Annotated in this window: 16 protein-coding genes; 7 read left to right on the forward strand and 9 right to left on the reverse strand. The window is 36.5% G+C overall.

Features of this window, described 5'->3' with window-relative positions; all coding sequences use genetic code 11:
* Positions 1-28: 28 nt before the first annotated feature.
* Complete coding sequence (locus FTRAC_RS07655) at positions 29-964, reverse strand: phosphoribosylaminoimidazolesuccinocarboxamide synthase (RefSeq protein WP_041649628.1); 936 nt, start codon at positions 962-964, stop codon at positions 29-31.
* Positions 965-1,394: 430 nt separating this feature from the next.
* On the opposite strand from FTRAC_RS07655, the gene FTRAC_RS07660 reads away from it, so the two are divergent.
* The 7 genes from FTRAC_RS07660 (at position 1,395) to argH (ending at position 8,646) form a co-directional block, all read left to right on the forward strand.
* Entirely contained in the window at positions 1,395-2,066 is a 672-nt protein-coding gene (locus FTRAC_RS07660) for a GNAT family N-acetyltransferase (protein ID WP_013453666.1), read from the forward strand.
* 263 nt (positions 2,067-2,329) lie between these two features.
* A complete protein-coding gene (argG, locus tag FTRAC_RS07665) occupies positions 2,330-3,523 on the forward strand; it encodes an argininosuccinate synthase (protein ID WP_013453667.1) in 1,194 nt (397 codons plus the stop codon).
* Positions 3,516-4,481, forward strand: coding sequence for an N-acetyl-gamma-glutamyl-phosphate reductase (argC, locus tag FTRAC_RS07670; RefSeq protein ID WP_013453668.1), 966 nt, complete (start codon positions 3,516-3,518; stop codon positions 4,479-4,481). The genes argG and argC overlap by 8 nt, the downstream gene beginning before the upstream one ends.
* Positions 4,482-4,491: 10 nt before the next feature.
* A complete protein-coding gene (locus FTRAC_RS07675) occupies positions 4,492-5,442 on the forward strand; it encodes a Rossmann-fold NAD(P)-binding domain-containing protein (protein ID WP_013453669.1) in 951 nt (316 codons plus the stop codon).
* Positions 5,439-6,230: an acetylglutamate kinase gene (gene argB, locus FTRAC_RS07680; RefSeq protein ID WP_013453670.1), complete on the forward strand. Its 792-nt coding sequence runs from the start codon at positions 5,439-5,441 to the stop codon at positions 6,228-6,230. Before FTRAC_RS07675 ends, argB begins: the two co-directional genes overlap by 4 nt.
* Positions 6,230-7,318 (forward strand): M20 family metallo-hydrolase, encoded by a 1,089-nt coding sequence (locus FTRAC_RS07685; RefSeq protein ID WP_013453671.1) that lies wholly within the window; start codon positions 6,230-6,232, stop codon positions 7,316-7,318. Before argB ends, FTRAC_RS07685 begins: the two co-directional genes overlap by 1 nt.
* Positions 7,315-8,646 (forward strand): argininosuccinate lyase, encoded by a 1,332-nt coding sequence (argH, locus tag FTRAC_RS07690; RefSeq protein ID WP_013453672.1) that lies wholly within the window; start codon positions 7,315-7,317, stop codon positions 8,644-8,646. Before FTRAC_RS07685 ends, argH begins: the two co-directional genes overlap by 4 nt.
* A 288-nt stretch (positions 8,647-8,934) precedes the next feature.
* Here argH and trxA read toward each other — a convergent pair whose 3' ends face one another.
* The 8 genes from trxA to FTRAC_RS07730 all read right to left on the reverse strand — a co-directional run bounded on the left by trxA (position 8,935) and on the right by FTRAC_RS07730 (position 19,617).
* Positions 8,935-9,258 carry a thioredoxin gene (trxA, locus tag FTRAC_RS07695; RefSeq protein WP_013453673.1) on the reverse strand — a complete coding sequence of 108 codons (324 nt, stop codon included), beginning with the start codon at positions 9,256-9,258 and terminating at the stop codon, positions 8,935-8,937.
* Between the two features lie 354 nt (positions 9,259-9,612).
* The gene (locus FTRAC_RS07700; protein ID WP_013453674.1) at positions 9,613-10,140 is read right to left on the reverse strand and encodes a DUF3347 domain-containing protein; all 528 of its coding nucleotides are present in this window, start codon (positions 10,138-10,140) and stop codon (positions 9,613-9,615) included.
* A gap of 28 nt (positions 10,141-10,168) precedes the next feature.
* Entirely contained in the window at positions 10,169-10,882 is a 714-nt protein-coding gene (locus tag FTRAC_RS07705; protein WP_013453675.1) for a PepSY domain-containing protein, read from the reverse strand.
* 10 nt (positions 10,883-10,892) lie between these two features.
* Complete coding sequence (locus tag FTRAC_RS07710) at positions 10,893-12,191, reverse strand: APC family permease (protein ID WP_013453676.1); 1,299 nt, start codon at positions 12,189-12,191, stop codon at positions 10,893-10,895.
* A 65-nt stretch (positions 12,192-12,256) separates the two neighbouring features.
* The gene (locus FTRAC_RS07715; protein WP_013453677.1) at positions 12,257-13,975 is read right to left on the reverse strand and encodes an efflux RND transporter periplasmic adaptor subunit; all 1,719 of its coding nucleotides are present in this window, start codon (positions 13,973-13,975) and stop codon (positions 12,257-12,259) included.
* Positions 13,976-13,980: 5 nt separating this feature from the next.
* Positions 13,981-14,325: a four helix bundle protein gene (locus FTRAC_RS07720; protein ID WP_013453678.1), complete on the reverse strand. Its 345-nt coding sequence runs from the start codon at positions 14,323-14,325 to the stop codon at positions 13,981-13,983.
* 94 nt (positions 14,326-14,419) lie between these two features.
* Positions 14,420-15,664 (reverse strand): TolC family protein, encoded by a 1,245-nt coding sequence (locus FTRAC_RS07725; protein WP_013453679.1) that lies wholly within the window; start codon positions 15,662-15,664, stop codon positions 14,420-14,422.
* A gap of 20 nt (positions 15,665-15,684) precedes the next feature.
* Entirely contained in the window at positions 15,685-19,617 is a 3,933-nt protein-coding gene (locus tag FTRAC_RS07730; RefSeq protein WP_013453680.1) for an efflux RND transporter permease subunit, read from the reverse strand.
* Positions 19,618-19,636 lie beyond the last annotated feature (19 nt).

Consider the following 19,636-nt stretch of genomic DNA (forward strand, 5'->3'; position numbering starts at 1 on the left):
AAAAAGTAACTTCCGTAAAAGTAACTCCTTATTTAATACTTTTTAGGATATTTTGTTCAATCGTTTTTAATACGTCATTGTAATCTCTAGGTTTGAATTTTTCACCCGTTACTTTTTCGTACAATTCTATGTAGCGATTAGAAATTTCTTCCACTTTCTCATCCGTCATTTCAGGAATCTTTTGTCCGTCTTTACCTTGAAAACCATTTTCAATTAGCCACTCCCTTACAAACTCTTTTGATAACTGTTTTTGCTTCAAACCTTTAGATTGGTTTTCATCATAAACATCGGAATAAAAAAATCTAGAAGAATCTGGTGTATGGATTTCATCTATTAAATAAATTTTATCTCCTACTTTACCAAATTCATACTTTGTATCCACTAAAATCAATCCATTTTTAGCAGCAATTTCAGTCCCTCTTTGAAATAATTGCTGAGTATAACTTTCTAGTTTCTCATATTCTTCTTTGGAAACCAAACCTTGTTTTAAAATTTCTTCTCTGGAAATATCTTCATCATGTCCTTCGTGGGCTTTGGTTGTTGGTGTAATTATTGGACTTGGCAATTTATCATTTTCTTTCAAGCCTTCTGGTAATGAAACTCCACAAACACTGCGTTTCCCATCTCTGTATTCGCGCCAAGCATGACCCGCCAAATAGCCTCTTATCACCATTTCTACAGGATAAGTCTCACAATTAAATCCTACACTCACATTGGGATCAGGATTTGCTATTAGCCAATTCGGCACTATATCTTCGGTATCCTTTAATGCTTTTGCAGCTATTTGATTTAGCACCTGTCCTTTGAAAGGAATAGCCCGCGGCATCACCACATCGAAAGCCGAAAGGCGATCTGTAGCCACCATGATTAATTGATCGGGCGTGGTATAAACATCCCTTACCTTTCCTCTATAAAAATTTTGCTGATTGGGCAGCTGAAAATTGGTTTCTCTAATTGCTTCCATTAGGGCAAAAATAGCTAAGTGTTTGCAGATATAAAACACTGCATTGAAAAAGAAAGAATATATGTCCAAATGAATAGCTTAAGAGATATTTGCAGTCAGGAATTAAATGAATTTCATTTTTTTTAAACTTTCTCATTGTATTACCAATATTTATTGCAAACCTTTGTAATTCAAATTGAAAGAAAATAACACCATAGCGCAAAATTTTACTTCATCAGCAATTATTGCTGTTGATGCTGTGGCTGTATTGCGTAGTCGCCAGACTCGCAGGTTTTTCTTTAGGGCATAGCCCTTTTCTATTCTAGGATACCCTATGCGGGAATCCAATACCCCAATTATATCATATTATAAAATTCAATAATGCTTAATTGCTAAATCCTCTTTTCATTTGGAGAAGGATTAGGGATGAGGCTCTTCAATTTTTCATTCAATGGAAAAATCCAAGTTTATCATACGAATTGCTAAAGAAGCAGACCAAATTTACGCATATACCATTATAGAAGAAATGGCAGCATCAGCTGCTAAAAGAGGGACTGGTATTGCCCGTAGATCAGTTGAATATATCGAAAAAAAGATGCTGGAGGGCAAAGCTGTGATTGCTTTGACTCAGGATAAAACTTGGGCAGGCTTCTGTTATATAGAATCTTGGGATCACGAGAAATATGTTGCCAATTCAGGATTGATTGTTGCGCCCGAGTTTAGAAATTCCGGTTTAGCCAAAGCCATTAAATCCGAAATATTTCAGTTGAGCAGAAAGAAATACCCTGAGGCTAAAATTTTTGGTTTGACCACTGGAAGTGCTGTGATGAAAATCAATTCAGCTTTAGGCTATATCCCCGTGAGCTACTCAGCCTTAACAAAAGACGAGGAGTTCTGGAAAGGCTGTCAAAGCTGCGTGAATTATGATATTCTGCAGTCTAAAAACAAGCAGAATTGCATTTGTACCGCCATGTTATACACGCCCAAGCCTGAAAGCAAAGGCAAAGCACTCAGGAAGAATTTCACCAAAAACATCAAACTATTTGAGCGCTGGACCAGGATCAAAAAGCATGTGATGCTGAAGCTTAAAAAGCATTCAGATCATCTTGTGAATCTGTTTTAATCTTCCAGCAAAGCCCTATAGAGACACTGACTGCGAGATGGCCGGGTGATTGGATCATTGGAAAACCAGCTTAAAAATTAAACAGATCTGCTTAGTTATATTAAGAGCTTAGCCAAACCTGTCAGGTTTCGAGAAATTAATAAAACTGAAATGGATGTGTTCTCCATCGCTAAGATCAAGGACAAACCTGACAGGTTTCCTTAATATGTTAAGCTTGAAAAAGTAGGAATAGAATTGAAATAAATACATTAAAAATATAAAAAATGAAAAAAGTTGTTTTAGCCTATAGTGGAGGATTGGATACCACCTTCTGCGGCTTATACTTATCAAAAGAATTAGGCTATGAAGTACATGCCGTTTTAGTCAATACAGGAGGTTTTTCTTCTGAAGAATTGAAAGCCGTAGATGCAAAAGCCAAAAAATTAGGGATTGCTTCCTTCACGGTCATCGATTGCCTGGAAACTTTCTATCAGAATGTTATCCGATTTTTGGTGTTCGGTAATATTCTTAAAAACCAGACTTATCCTCTTTCGGTCAGCACAGAAAGAATAGTGCAGGCGCAGGCCTTGGCTCAATATGCAAAAGAAATCGGAGCTGATGCTTTGGCACATGGAAGTACGGGAGCGGGCAATGACCAGGTAAGATTTGATATGATTTTTCAAACCTTACTACCTGAAATCGAAATCATTACTCCGATTAGAGATTTAAAACTTAGCCGAGAACAGGAGATTGATTTCCTCAAGAAGCAGGGAGTTGAAATGGATTTTGAAAAATCTAAGTATTCTATCAATAAAGGAATATGGGGAACTTCTGTTGGAGGTGCAGAGACTTTAACTTCTGATCAATATTTACCAGATGAAGCATTTCCTACTCCTATCACTAAGAAAGATGAGGAAGAAATTTCTCTGTCTTTTGAAAAAGGGGAGCTGATTGGAATCAATGATAAAGTATTTTCTCATCCTACGGAAGCTATTCAGGCTTTAGATAAAATCGCTTCGCCCTTCGGAATCGGCAGAGATATTCATGTGGGCGATACCATAATCGGCATAAAAGGAAGAGTAGGTTTTGAAGCAGCTGCAGCATTAATCATCATCAAAGCGCATCATCTTTTGGAAAAACACACCCTTACCAAATGGCAAATATTCTGGAAGAATCAGCTATCGGAATTTTATGGTAATCACTTGCATGAAGGACATTATTTAGACCCTGTGATGCGAAATATTGAAGCCATGCTGTTGGACAGTCAGCAAAAAGTATGCGGTAAGGTTTATGTGAAATTGAAACCTGAACATTTCGTGCTAAAAGGAATCGAATCACCTCATGATTTGATGTCGGCAAAGTTTGGCAGTTATGGAGAAATGAACCTTGCCTGGACAGCTGAGGATGTAAAAGGATTCACCAAAATCATAGGCAATCAAACTGCAATTTATCACCAAGTAAACAAAGAAAATGGATAAGCTAAAAATTGGAATAGTGGGAGCCGCAGGCTATGCAGGGGGTGAGCTGATAAGATTATTATTGCATCATCCTAAAGCAGAGATTGATTTTGTTTTGAGCAACAGCCAAAATGGAAAAAAAGTTAGCGAGGTCCATACAGATTTAATTGGTGAGACAGACCTAGTATTCACTCAATCACTGAAAGAAAGTGCTCAAGTCATATTCTTGGCATTACCTCATGGGAGATCACAGCAATTTCTTCACGAAAATAAAATAGCCGATCAGGTTTTGGTGATTGATTTAAGCACTGATTTTAGAGATGAAAAAGAAGATTTCGTTTATGGTTTGACCGAAGTTTTTCCTGATAAGATTAAATCTTCCAAGCGAATTGCGAATCCAGGTTGCTTTGCCACTGCCATTCAGTTGGCATTAGCTCCCGCAGTTGCCCAATCCTGGACAAAGCAAAGCATTCATGTGAGCGGTATTACAGGGAGCACGGGAGCTGGCGTAATCCCTTCGGATACTACCCATTTTAGTTGGCGAAATCAGAATATATCTTCTTATAAATTATTCGAACATCAACATTTGCATGAAGTCAAGCAGACTTTCACTCAATTGGATTCATATTTCAAGGAAGAAATCCTATTCGTGCCTTACAGAGGCAATTTCTCTAGGGGGATTTTGACAACAGTCTATTTTCCATTTGAAGGAAAACTCGAGGACGCTAAGAAGGAATTTATAAAATATTACAAATCCTCAAGCTTTGTTCATATATCTGATGACTTAATTGATTTGAAACAAGTGGTCAATACCAACAAATGTCTATTGCATCTAGAAGTAACATCAGGTCAGTTGATTATTACTTCCATCATTGACAATCTACTGAAAGGAGCTGCCGGACAAGCAGTGCAAAACATGAATCTACACTTAGGCTGGGAGGAAAACTTAGGTTTACAACTAAAAGCCAACGCCTATTAAATTAAGAGAAATGCAAAATTTTATAAAATTTGAAACTCAATCCACAGCTGAAAAATTAATTCAATCAGCACTTCAATTTAAGGAAAAGCCTTTTTTGCAAAAAGAATTGGGCAAAGAACTTAGAATAGGACTAATTTTTCTAAACCCCAGTTTGAGAACCCGTGTGAGCACACAAATTGCCGCCAAAAATCTCGGGATGGAGGCAATTGTTTTCAATATCGACAAAGAAGGCTGGGCACTGGAATTTGAAGAAGGCGTCATCATGAATGAAAACAAAGCAGAGCACATCAAAGAAGCGGCATCGGTATTAGGTAGCTATTTTGATATCTTGGCTATCCGTGCCTTCCCCACTTTAACGGATAAAAAGCAGGATATGGCTGATAAAGTTATCCATCAATTTATCAAATACAGCCAAAAACCAGTGGTCAGTTTGGAAAGCTCAAGTCGCCACCCGCTCCAATCTTTAGCTGATATGATGAGCATAAAAGAAACTTGGAAGAATGTTTCAAAACCAAAAATAGTTTTAAGCTGGGCACCGCATGTTAAAGCATTGCCGCATGCCGTCCCAAATTCCTTTGCTGAGTGGACTTTGGGTCTTGGGCACGATTTGACCATAACCCAACCCCAAGGCTATGAATTAGAGGAGCAATTCACCAAAGGAGCTGAGATTGAATACGACCAAGAAAAAGCAGTTGCTGATGCTGATTTTGTATATGTGAAAAATTGGAGCAGTTACCATGATTATGGAAAATTGCCAAAAGTGGAGGGCGATTGGTTATTAAAAGATCATCAATTAAAAAAAGGTGCTAAAATCATGCACTGCCTGCCCGTGAGAAGAAATTTGGAATTGGCAGATGAACTTTTGGATGGCAATAAAAGTCTAGTGCCTTTACAAGCTGAAAACAGAATTTACGCAGCTCAGGCTGTGCTTTTTGAAATTATTTCAAATATGGAGTCATGAAGAAAGAAGTCGTAAATATCATTAAGATTGGAGGCAAAACCATTGATAATGAAGAAGCTTTGGCTCAGTTTATCAAATCCTTTTACAGAATACCAGGCAAAAAGATATTGGTGCATGGCGGAGGCATTTTAGCTAATCAAATAGGCGAGAAAATAGGCATTAAACCAAATTTTCATGAAGGCAGAAGAATTACGGATACCGAAACACTGGATTTAATTACTATGGTTTATGGTGGATTGGTCAATAAAAAAATAGTGGCAAAATTTCAAGCACAAAATGTGAATGCAATTGGTTTAAGTGGTGCTGATGGAAATTTGATAGTAGCGAAAAAAAGAGCTGTGCAAAAAATTGATTATGGCTTTGCAGGAGATATCCAAAAGGTGAATAAGGATTTATTAATCAACCTATTATCCCAAAATTTAACGCCTGTCATTTGTCCTATAACACATGACGAAAAAGGACAATTGCTCAATACAAATGGCGATACCATAGCCAAGGAAATTGCCTGTGCATTACAAGCTTTTTATGAAGTGAATTTATGGCTTTGCTTTGATAAAAAAGGGGTTCTGTTGAATGTCAATGATGAAGAATCAATTTTACCAAAGCTAAACCCGAAAGCTTATGCTGATCTATTGCATAAATCCCTGATTCATGATGGCATGAAACCCAAACTGGAAAATGCATTTCAGGCATTAAAATCAGGAGTTTCAATAATCAGAATTGGATCAGCTGATGATATTGATATTGCTATTAAAGAAGAAAATACGGGGACTTTTATTTGTGCATAATGGAAAATACTAATCTCAATAATGTGAAAACAAAAGCTATTGATTTATTAAAAGAATTGATAACCATTCCTTCATTTAGCAAAGAGGAGCATGAAACTGCTAATTCAATCGGTAATTTTCTGAAACATCAAGGCATAGAATTCAATAGAATGGGAAATAACATCATCGCCTATAACCTTCATTTTGATAAGCAAAAGCCTTCCATCTTGCTTAATTCTCATCATGATACTGTAAAACCAAATGCTGGCTATACTAAGAATCCTTTTGAAGCCATCGAACAAAATGGAAAACTGTATGGATTAGGAAGCAATGATGCAGGTGGCTCACTGGTCAGTTTATTGGCAACTTTCATTCATTTCTATTCGCAAGAGATTACCGACAATTTAATTTTTGTTGCTTCAGCAGAAGAAGAAATAAGTGGTAAAAATGGAATTAGCAGTGTACTTGAACATATTCCAAAATGTGAATTAGCCATAGTAGGTGAACCTACAGAAATGAAAATGGCTGTTGCGGAAAAAGGCTTGTTAGTGATTGATGCAGTTGCTATAGGGAAAGCAGGACATGCCGCAAGAAATGAAGGAGAAAATGCCATCTACAATGCCATGGAAGATATTTTGAAAATCAAGGATTTTAAATTCAAAAAGTGTTCCAACTATTTAGGGGAGAATAAAGTCAGTGCCACCATCATAAAAGCTGGTCAACAGCATAATGTTGTGCCTGATAGTTGTGAATTCACAATGGATGTTCGTGTTACGGATGCCTACACTTTGGAAGAAGCTTTCGAGGAAATACAAAGCCAATTAAATGCTAAGCTTATTGCCCGATCATTCCGATTGCAAAGCTCTTTTCTTCCTGAAAACCACAAAATGATGGAGGTAGCTCATGCTTTGGGATTGGAAAAATTTGGAAGCCCAACATTGTCTGATCAGGCACTTATCCCATTTGATTCGGTAAAAATTGGCCCAGGAAAATCGGAACGCTCTCATACGGCAGATGAATTTATTGAGTTGAAAGAAATAGAAGAAGGCATTAAGATTTATATCCAATTGCTGGAAAAATATATGAACCATAAAAATATTGCAAAATGAAAATCTGGCAAAAAAATACAGACTCCTCTAAAGAAATAGAGCAATTTACCATCGGCAAAGATACTGAGTTTGATCTTTTACTGGCTCCTTATGATGTTATAGGGTCATTAGCTCATATCAAAATGTTGGCAAAAATCGACTTGATTTCTGATGAAGAATTGGAGGCTTTATCAAAAGAATTGAAAGCCCTTTATCAGGAAATTAAAGAGGGCAAATTCCAAATTCAAGAAGGCGTAGAAGATGTCCACAGCCAAATTGAGTTTTTGCTGATCGGAAGACTGGGAGATGTGGGCAAGAAAATCCACAGTGGACGATCCAGAAATGATCAAGTATTAGTGGATCTGAAATTATTTTATCGCGATAAAGTCAAGGAAATAGTGGAGTCCGCAAAGCAATTATTTGATTTACTCCTCCACTTAGCTGAAAAACATAAAAATGATTTGATGCCAGGCTATACACATACTCAATTGGCGATGCCTTCCTCTTTTGGTTTATGGCTGAGCAGTTTTGCCGAATCAATGGCGGAGGATATGGATATGCTTTATGCTGCATATCAAATCATCAATAAAAATCCACTAGGTTCTGCTGCGGGCTATGGCTCCTCCTTTCCTTTGGATAGAACCTACACCACGGAATTATTGGGATTTGAAGATATGCATCATAATGTGATCAATGCACAAAACAGCAGAGGCAAAACGGAAAAAACTTTGGCTTTTGCCTTAAGTGGAATAGGCAGTACATTGAATAGAATGGCATCGGATATTTGCCTTTTTATGAATCAGCATTTTGGATTTATCAGCTTCCCTGATGATTTCACCACAGGCAGCAGTATTATGCCCCATAAGAAAAATCCTGATGTTTTTGAATTGGTAAGAGCTAAAAGTAATCAATTGCATTCAATTCCGAATGCTATTATCTTAAATGATACCAATTTGACTACTGGCTACCACCGTGATAAGCAGCTACTGAAGGAATACATTTTCCCAGGAATTCAAACCACCTTGGATTGCCTGAACATCACTCATTTTATGTTAAAGGAAATTAAGGTAAAGGAAAATATTTTGAATGATGAAACATACCAGCATCTTTTCAGTGTGGAAGAAGTAAACAGATTGGTAAAAAGCGGAGTTTCTTTTCGCGATGCTTACAAAAAGGTAGGATTATCCATTGAAAATGGGGATTTTAAAGCATCAACTCATTTGGAACATACTCATGAAGGAAGCATTGGGAATTTATGTTTGAATGAGATATCAGCTAAAATGGTCCATAAAATTAAGCGATTTGATTTTAGTAAGATTGAGGGAAGTAAGGAGGGGTTATTGGGTTGAGAATAATCAGACTATTTTTTATGCGATTGACTGATGGTCGGTGTGCCACCGACCATGGGTAAGTGATTTGTAAGCCATTTAATATTTGTTGAGAATTGAAACTAAGTTTCAATTAGACTAGATTCCTGTCTTCACAGGAATAGCCTGTCCCGAATTTTAATTGGGAACGCACAGAGGAAAAAAACTGCTTAATTAACAATTTTCAACTTTTTGAAAAGCAGTAAAAAATAAAAAGACTGCCCTAAAAATTAAGGCAGTCTTTATTTACAATTTTTTCAAATAAACAGATTAAGCCATTTGAGCATCAATTTTATCAGCTAAAACTTGTTTTGGCACAGCGCCAATTTGTTTATCTACTACTTCTCCTCCTTTAAATACTAATAAAGTAGGGATACTTCTGATACCGAACTTAGCGGATACATTAGGATTTTCATCAACATTTACTTTACCTATAACCGCTTTTCCATCGTAATCGCCTGCTAATTCCTCTACTAATGGGCCAATCATTTTACATGGTCCACACCACTCTGCCCAGAAGTCAACCAATACTGGTTGGTCTGATTTTAATATTTCTTCAAAATTGCTGTCAGTTATTTCTACAGTACTTGCCATCTTATTTTCTATTTAATTAATTTCTTATTGTGTGTTTCAAAACGTAAAGATAGAAAAAATTGTTGCTACACACATTTCTATTTCAGTAACAAATGTCACATCCGCGACTATTGCTAGGTGTATTTAAATTTTTATAAAAGGAAAACCCTTCATATTGAGCTAAAATCAATGAATAATATTGATGAAATTGATTCGCTCATCAGAAAATTCTATTTAAAAAACTGGTATCCTCTTTTCTTTTTTGGAGCATTCACCTAAACCTCAGCGAATATTGGCTCATAGGAACTTGTAGGTGAAAACACCTACAAGAGGAAGTAGGTACCTCCATTGTGGTATTTTCACCACAGCATCCTTTTAAAGCTCCTCTTGAACTTTACCGCACTTCAACATTTTGTCTCCGAAATAAGGATTACGGATTTCTTCTTTATCACTTAACCAAAATGCACCTTCATTATTAAATGCCATAGGGCAATACTGCTTATAGACAGTTTGATCCTTACTTTCAGAATTCTCTTTTACTAAAACGTAAACCTGCTCACTTAAATCATCAAAATCAGAACGAATATCCTCCACATCTTCTTTATCATGCATCTGCTTTGCTAAAGATTTCATTTGTTCAAATTCTGAACCAATACTTTCCAATAACTTAGCTAAGGCAGATTTTGCCTCAGCAGCATCTGTATCTACTAATGCATCTTTTACGTTGAAGTAAGATGACAATATACTTTTCAATTGCTCTGAACTCACTTCTGAAGTAGAAGCTTGCATCACTTGTTCCTCTTTGGGCGCTTCTTGAGCAGTTTGATTTTCAGACTTCTTTTCTTGACTACAGCCGAAAGTTAAAACAGCTAATGTTACTAAACTTATGATTACTCTCTTCATTTTATTATTATTTACTTTGGTTACAAATTTAATTTTTCTTTTGTGATTTTTTAGACTTTTTCTTTCGCTTCCTCTTGGTGGTAACGAAAAATAATAAAAAGCCCGAGCTTACCGTCAGTAATCCAAAAACTGAAAATGCTCGGATTAAAGTATTATTGAAATCATCTCTAGTTTCATAATCCATGGTATGGGTCATCCATAAAAAATCGAACCAGCGCCAATCTCTATGCCTTACGGTTTGAAAATCACCATTTTGAGCATCAATATAAGCTTTTAGAGATTCCCCACCCTCAAATTCAATTTGCCAAACGGGCAGATCTCTTCCTCTGTACTCGTGATGAGCATCCGTTTCGGTCAATAAATTAACATCTTGGATTTTATATTCAGGTTTAATTTTATCTCTAGCTATTGATTTAGCCTCCTCTGCTGATATCTCTGTTTTTGGATCCCCACTTGCTACATGAATTAAAATAGAGTCATTTACCCAATAATAAGCTTCTTGATTAAGAAATTTCAACTCCATTGAATGGATTTCCATTGTATCAGAAAGCAGATTTAAGTTTTGAGAATTAACAGAGTTTTGTTCTGATGCCTCTTTTAAAAAATGATCGCCATGAATTTCGTCTAAATCTGTCCAGGTGAAATAAAGCCCGCTGATGGTCCAAAATAAAAATTGAATACCTATCAGGACACCTAAAAATCGGTGTGCTTTTCGAATATAATATTTATTGTTTTTTCTCATACTAGTTTGATTAATCTGCCTTTCTCAAAAACAACTTCTCTCCAACAAAAACAATTATTATTGAAGATATTGAAACAATTAGAATCAATGGGTCAGAAGTAGCTTTTATCCATAAAAAAGCTGACAAAACTACAAAATCTAAAACTAAAGCCGTTAAAACAATTACTCCATTTGCCTTCACTTCTTTTATTAAATATTTGTAAACACCCCAATGAATAATCATGTCCATAATAAGATAAAAGATTGCGCCCATAGAGGCAATTCTGGATAGATCAAAGAAAATTGTCAATACTATAGCGATAACCACTATGTAAACTAACATATGCTTTTGAACTCTTCCTGGCATTCCAAAATGGCTATGCGGAATTAGCTTCATATCTGTAAGCATAGCAGTCATTCTTGAAACCGCAAAGATACTGGCAATTACACCTGAAATAGTAGCTATAATGGCAATTCCTACTGTGAAATAAAGTCCATAATCACCTAAAATAGGTTTAGCAGCTTCGGCAAGTGAGTAATCTTTTGCAGCAATAATTTCTGAAATTGTCAGACTAGAATTAACTGCAAATGCCACCAAAAAATATACTACTGTGCAAATCAATAAAGAAAATATAATTGACCTCCCTACATTCTTCTTTGGTTTCTTTATTTCATCACCACTATTGGTTATTGTAGTGAATCCTTTGTAGGCTAATATTGAAAGTGCTAAAGCACCAATATAACTAGTGGCTTTATAATCCGCATTATCCAGAGGTTTTGGAATTAATCCATCCAATGAAAACTCAGCTGCCCATAATGCGCCTAAAGCAAAAATCACAATCCCTACTATTTTGATAAAGGACATGAATTGTGATGTTTTCCCTATGATCTTATTATTCGAAATGTTGATTATAAAAGCAAAAACCAATAATGCCACACCCAAAATTGGAATCCAAAATTCTTTATTTTCAACATCGAACAGTTGAAGTGTATAGGAACCAAAAGTTCTGGCCACCAGACTTTCGTTTATGACCATTGATAAAGCCATTAATAGCGATGCAGATGCTGCTATGGTAGATTTTCCATAGGCTTTTGTTAAAATCATAGCAATACCACCGGCCGAGGGATGAGCATTGGAAACTGTGATATAGGAATAGGCACTAAAGCCTGAAATGACTGCCCCCAATAAAAATATATATGGAAACCATGTTCCTGATAATTCTGCTACTTGTCCTAACAGTGTAAAAATTCCAGCTCCGATCATCACACCGGTTCCCATAGCTATGGAACCGGTTAAACTTAGGCTTCCTTTTTTATAATTTTCTTCCATAATTACAATTTCTTACCTTATATCAAAATCATTTTAAAGTATGGATTTCAAAGCTATCAATCCAATTAATTGATTTTCTTCTTCACTTCCCCACAACTTAACATGCTTTCGCCAAAATAAGGATTTACGATTGGCTCCTCTTTGCTCAACCAATCAGCTCCTTTGTCATTATCCGCCATTGGACAATGCTGTAAATAGAGTGTTTCAGAAATTGGACTAAAAGTTTCTGTCACTTGAATCATCCAATCCGATAGGGCGATGAAATTTTTACGCAAGTCCTCAATATTATCATGATGGTGAATATGTTCTAATACTTTCTCCATTTTACCATGGTAACTCATCCATTTTTCGTGGGCATCATCTTTAAATGCTTTCATGTCAATTTTACCAAAAACAGCTTTTAACTCCTCTGCTTTGGCTTTTGCAGTTTCAAAATCGTCCTCCGTTAAAGCATCTTTCAACTCAAAATATTTAGTATAAAGCGGGTTTAATTCAGCTTTAGCATCATCTGAAATATCAATTTGATCTCCTTCCCCTTTATCCGCACTCATCATGCTTGTTTTGCCAGAAAGCTGTGTCGCTGCATCTATACTAAACACACCTTGAACTGCGATTTCCTCGCCTTCTTCTAATCCTTTTTCAATCACAAATGCATCATTTAAAGGCAATCCCAGCTCTACATTTCGCATGACAAAACTCACTCCTTTTTCCGTATCTTCCTGCACATAAACCACTGACTTTTTACCAGTCCACATTACAGCTGATTTAGGTACAATAACTGCTACATCGGAAGTATTTTTGAATTGTATATTTCCCTTTGCCAACATCTCAGGCTTCAATTTGCCCTCTAAATTTTGAATTTCTGCACGGGCTTTAACTACTCTACTTTGAGGATTAAGGCTTGGATCAATAAAATTAATTTTCCCTGAAAACTCCTCATTAGGAAAGGATGAAATAGTAAAACTCACTTCACTCCCCACTTTAACAAAAGGAATATCTTGTTCATAAACATCAAATAGTACCCATACTCTAGAAAGATTATTGACCTCAAATAAAGATTGTCCTAGCTTCACATAGTCTCCCTCTTTAACTTTCTTTTCAGTTACATAGCCAGAATAATCCGCCCTCAATTTAAATTGCTCTTTAGGTTTGCCTGAAGCAATAATACTTTCAATTTGAGCATCTGTCAGTTTCCAGTTTTTCAATTTCTCTATAGAAGCTTCAAAAAGCTGAGGCTGATTTTCTTTATCTTGATAAGCCTGAAGTAATTCCTCTTGAGCCGTTAATAATTCAGGAGAATAAAGAACTGCCACTACCTGACCTTTTTGAACATATTCGCCAACGTAATTCACCCTCAAGTCTTCAACTCTTCCGGGGAAATGTGCTGTTTGTGCATAGTTCAATCGCTCATCTTCCTGAACTTTAGCAGTCAATCGGATATCCTTTTCGACTGCTTTTCGCTCCACTTTTGTTGTGCTTACTTGTGCTAATTTCATAGCCGTAGCCGACATACTTATGGCATCTTCACTTAGCACATCATCTCCGTCTGCTTCATCCAATGGGATTAAATCCATTCCGCAGATTGGGCAATCGCCTGGTTCATTTTGTCTCACCGATGGATGCATGGAGCAGGTCCAGATTTGGTCTTTCGATTCCTCCTCAGTGTGTTGATGGGGCGATGTGCTGATTTCTTGATTTGCTGATGTGCTGATGAAATAGCCAACTATACCTCCAGTAATAACACTGATTATGATAATTAATATAATTGATTTATTGATTTTCATGATTTCTATTTTCTGCTAGTGGAAATAATCTTTGTCAGTAACTTTTGAATAGAAAGTAGCATTGCTTTCATTTCAACATTCGGATTTGGGTAACTTGCTGCTTTTTCGCATAGCAATAACCAATAATCCGTTTCTTCAGATTCTTTATGTGAAATTTTTAATTTATGTATAAAGTCTGCCTTGCTCTCACAACTTTGAGCTTCCCTAATATTTGCACCTATGCTTGTACCAGCCTTCAATAATTGTCTAGCAATAACATATTTTCTTCTCTCCTCTAGTAATTCTGAATAATTTATAATCTGTAATGCAAATTCAAAACTTAGTTCTAATACTTCATTTCTCTTTTTCATAATTAATTCTTTTTAAATCATACAATAATTTAAATGACATTCATTAATTGGTTTAGCCTCAACCATCAGCATATCAGCACATCAAAGCATCATCTCATCTGCTAATTAGATAGTTATACTTCTGAATTGATATGCTGAATTCAGCTTCCGCCTTAGCTTTTAACTTCCTGTATTTTAAGAATTGCTGTTGAATGCGAAGCACCTCCTCAAAATCAGCTCCTGAACTGGAATAACTCTTCCATATAATTTCCAATGTATTCTCCGTTTTCTTGATTTGTCGCTCGTACAAATTCAGTAATTCCAGTTGCTTCTCAATCTCAAAAACAGTGGATTCATAATCTGTGTCCAACTGGTTTTTTACATTTTGCTTTTGCAATTCATAACTTTCCTGCATGAGTTGAGCTTCCTTTTTTTGAGCATTATATTTCTTTCTGAAAATAGGCAAACTCACTGTCACCATTGGCATTAAGACATCTTTACCATTATCAGCTAAATCCATATCCTGCCTTTCTCCTACTATTACATAATCCAGACCCAAGCCAATTTTAGGTAAGCCTTGTTTTTGCACTACTCTTTCATTCGCCTCTGCGGATTGCATTTTGTATTCTAATGACTGAATTAATGGATGATCATCAAAAAGGGAATCTTTCACGAGCGAAGGTTCGAAATTTAAAGGAGTCAATTCTTCTGGTATCTCTAGCTCTACTTCTTCATGGAGTACATTTTGAAAAGCAGATAGCAAAGGCTTCTCTTTTTGCTTGAGTATTTCCAGATTGGTTTCTGCATCATCTATCATGATATCAACTCTCAGTACATCCACCATGCTTCCACTTGAACTACTGAATTTTCGCTCTGCTAAAGATTTATAGGATTTCAGAATTTCAATATTCTCTTGTTCTATTTGTACTAATTTTTTTAGCTCATAAAGTGGATAATATTGAGAGGCTACTTCCCAATACAATTTATTTCGTACATCTAAAAAAGATTGAAACTTAGCTTCTGCTTCCAAAGCCACTACATTTTCCTGTGCTTTGAGCGTTCCAAACCAAGGAAATATTTGCGTCAAACTAAATCGAGCCAATTGTGGACCTACTCGGGTTTCAACTGGAGAAATGAAATACCCAATGGACAAATTAGGATCTGCCAAAGAAGAAGCCTGAGGCAATTTCTGCAGTACTGCTTCGTAGGCTTTGTATTCGGCCTGAAGTTTCGGATTATTCTCTACAGCAATTTTGAAATATTTATCCAGATGATTAGCATGGTCTTGTCCTTTGGCAGAAAAAGAAAGTAACAGTACCAAGTTGGTTACTATAGTAATATATATATATCGATGTCTCATTTTAACCTAATTTAAAGTTCTTACTTTTGGGTATTCTTTAATTTATGTTCCTCCTTCATAGCATAAAGCACCGGAATCAAAAAGTATGTAAGTGCCGCCATCAACATTCCTCCAAATGCAGGAATTGCCATAGGTACCATAATATCAGAACCTTTGCCTGTTGAAGTCAGAATTGGAAACAATGCAATAATGGTTGTGGTGGAAGTCATCACTGCAGGCTTAATTCTTTTTTGTCCTGCTTCAATTACTGCACTCCTAATTCCTTTGATATTGTCGGTCTTATTTTTATCGAAACTTTGATCGAGGTAAGTCGCCATTACCACTCCATCATCGGTGGCTATTCCAAAGAGTGCAATAAAGCCCACCCAAACCGCTACACTCAAATTGATCGTACTGATTTGGAATAAGGACCTGAAATTGATATCAAACCATTCAAAATTGAAAAACCAATCTTGTCCGTAAAACCAGAGCATTATAAAGCCACCGCTAAATGCCAGGGCAATTCCGGAGAAGACCATAAAACTGGTCAGTACAGACTTAAACTGGAAATATAGAATCAAGAAAATGACCAATAGGACAATCGGAACAATGATACTCAGTCTTTTCTCCGCACGAACCTGATTTTCATAGCTACCAGAGAATTTATAATTCACGCCTTTTGGCACTTCCAATTCACCATTATCAATTTTCTCTTGAATCAGATTTCGGGAATCTTCTACTGCGGTAACTTCGGCAAAACCATCTTTCTTATCAAATAAGACATAGCCTACTAAAAAGGTATTTTCACTTTTTATTGCTTGTGGACCTCGTTCATATTCGATATCCAGAATTTGCCCTAATGGAATTTGAGCGCCAGTTGGAGTAGAAATCAACATGCGTGAAAGCTCCTCTGGATTTTCTCTCAACTCTCTAGGATACCTCACCCTCACTGGAAAACGCTCTCTGCCTTCTACTGTGTTAGTGACCGTCATGCCACCAATTGCGGTTTCAATAAATTGCTGAACATCCTCTATGCTTAAGCCATAGCGAGCAATTTCTTCTCGGTTGATATCCAAAAGCATATAAGGTTTCCCTACAATTCTATCGGCAAATACTGCCTCTGATTTAACAGAAGGAACTTCTTGCAGAATATTTTCTAGTTGCAATGAAAAGGATTCTATGGTTCTTAAATCCGGACCAAAAACTTTAATCCCCATAGGTGCTCTCATGCCAGTTTGAAGCATTACCAATCTGGTTTCAATAGGCTGAAGTTTAGGCGCAGAAGTCACCCCAGGAATTTTAGTCACCTTAGCAATTTCTTTCCAAATGTCATCGGGACTTTTGATTTCCTCTCGCCAATTTCGGAAGTACTGTCCATCTGAATCTTTTACCAAATATGCTTTAAAATCACCTCCAACTTGAGTTGAAATTTCATTTTGCAGTTCATCACCTAAGGCCTTGCCTTCTTCATCTGTGAATTTTCTGGCTTTAGTATTAAAGAAGATTTCTTTGGAATTTCCATTTGAATCATAATTCAAATCAGATAATTTATTATCGGTGCTGATTTGAAAATCGCCTATTTCATTAACCTTAAACCTTTGCCTCTTTCCCTTTCCATTCAGAATATATTCCGGCTTATAATTAATGACATTCTCAAACATCGAAACCGGTGCAGGATCTAGGGCAGATTCTACTCTTCCAAGTTTTCCCACAGTGAGTTCCACTTCAGGAATATTAGTCAACATCATATCCAGTTGACCTAAGACCTTTCTGTTGTATTCCACACCCGAATGTGGCATGGAAGTCGGCATTAATAAGAAACTACCTTCATCCAAGGTAGGCATAAACTCCTCTCCTATTCCAGGAAAAGTTTCGGCAATTGCTGACCAAACCTTAGTTTCTTGTACATTCCAACCGACTTTTTCAAAGCCCTTAGATACAAAGCCAAAAACAGTATTAAATCCTAACCAGATTACAATTCCTAATAGGATAAAAAAGGTGGGAATGGATAGAAAAGTCTTTTTATGTTCTAAACATAGACTCAGAATATTTTTGTAATAAGTTTCAATTAGTATAAATAAGGCTAAAATCACACCTACAATTACGGCCACAAAAATAAAATTGCTGATGAGGGATTTAGCCGGACCCAGTGGAAGCCAATACTCAGCCAACAGCCACAAGACTGCAAAAACAGCAATAATCAAATCTGAGCGTTTCAGAATCCAAGCAAAGACATTAGGTAATTTAACTTCTTTTTTTACAATTATCTGATTTACAATTCCAAATAAACCAAAAAGCAAAACAACTACTCCTGCCCAGATATATCCGAAAATTAAACCTATTAAACCCAACAAAATTAGCCCTGGATTTGCCAATTTATTGAATCTCTTATTTTTAATTTTAAAGCCAAAAAAGAGATGAGCTAAAGCAGGCAGGATTAATAAACTCACCACCAAAGCAGCTACTAAAGCAAAAGTTTTTGTGAAAGCCAATGGGCTAAATAGTTTACCTTCGGCTGCTTGCAAAGTAAATACCGGAATAAAACTGACTATAGTGGTAGAAACTGCAGTCAAAATTGCTCCTGAAACTTCCGATGCACCATTATAAATGGTCTCAATTAGTTTTTGCTCTTTGGGAGCATCATCCAAATGCTTGATAACATTTTCAGTTAGAATAATCCCCAAATCGACCATGGTTCCAATGGCAATGGCAATACCTGAGAGTGCTACTATATTGGCATCCACTCCGAAATAGCGCATGGCAATGAAAACCATTAAAACGGCTATGGGTAATAATGAAGAAATTAAAATAGAGGCACGCAATCGATAAACCATAATGGTAATGACCAAAATGGAAATCAGAATCTGTAAAGTCAGCGCATCTTCAAGCGTTCCTAAAGTCTCATATATCAGTTCAGACCTATCATAAAAAGGGACGATAGTCAAAGTGCTTTTGGTACCATCCGCCAATGTTTTACTTGGCATTCCGGGAGCTATCTCTTCAATTTTATCTTTGACATTATTAATAACCTGCAAAGGATTGGCACCATACCGTGCTACTACTACTCCACCTACAACTTCAGCACCATCCTTATCCAAAATCCCTCTTCTAGTTGCTGGACCTAAGGAAACTTTGGCAATATCTTTAATCTGAACTGGAGTATTATCTACTACAGCTACCACAGCCGATTCAATATCTTCAATGTTTTCAATATAGCCTAAACCTCTAACCAAATACTCCGCCTGATTAATTTCAATCGTTTTAGCTCCCACATCTCGGTTAGAATTCTTTACTGCACTCATTACCTTGGTAAGGGAAATATTATAAACTTTTAGTGCATCTGGGTCTACATCTATTTGATATTCTTTTACGAATCCTCCTATGGAAGCTACTTCCGAAACATTCTCAGCGGCATTTAGTCCATATTTGACATAGAAGTCCTGCACTGAGCGAATTTCATGTAAATCCCAGCCACCTGTCGGGTTGCCTTCTGCATCCCTTCCTTCAATTGTGTACCAATAGACTTGTCCTAGAGCAGTAGCATCAGGACCTAAAGTTGGCTGTACAGATTCAGGCAATAGTCCATCAGGAATTGAATTGAGCTTTTCAAGAATACGAGATCGCGTCCAGTAAAATTCCTTTTCTTCATCAAAAATGATGTAGATACTAGAAAAGCCGAAAATAGATGAGCTCCGGATGGTTTTCACACCGGGAATCCCCAATAAATAAGTAGTTAAAGGATAAGAGATTTGATCTTCAATATCCTGTGGTGAACGACCAGACCATTGCGTAAACACAATCTGCTGGTTTTCACCATAATTGGGAATTGCATCTACTGGAACCGGATCAGAGGGTAAAATATTAACATTCCATCCAAAAGGTGCCACAGCTATACCCCAGGCTACTAATCCGATTAAAAGTAAAAAGGTGACTAACTTATTATATAAGAAATATTTGAGGATTCGATTTAACATAAAAAAACCATTGATTTAA

This window comes from Marivirga tractuosa DSM 4126, from assembly GCF_000183425.1.
Classification (GTDB): Bacteria; Bacteroidota; Bacteroidia; order Cytophagales; family Cyclobacteriaceae; genus Marivirga; species Marivirga tractuosa.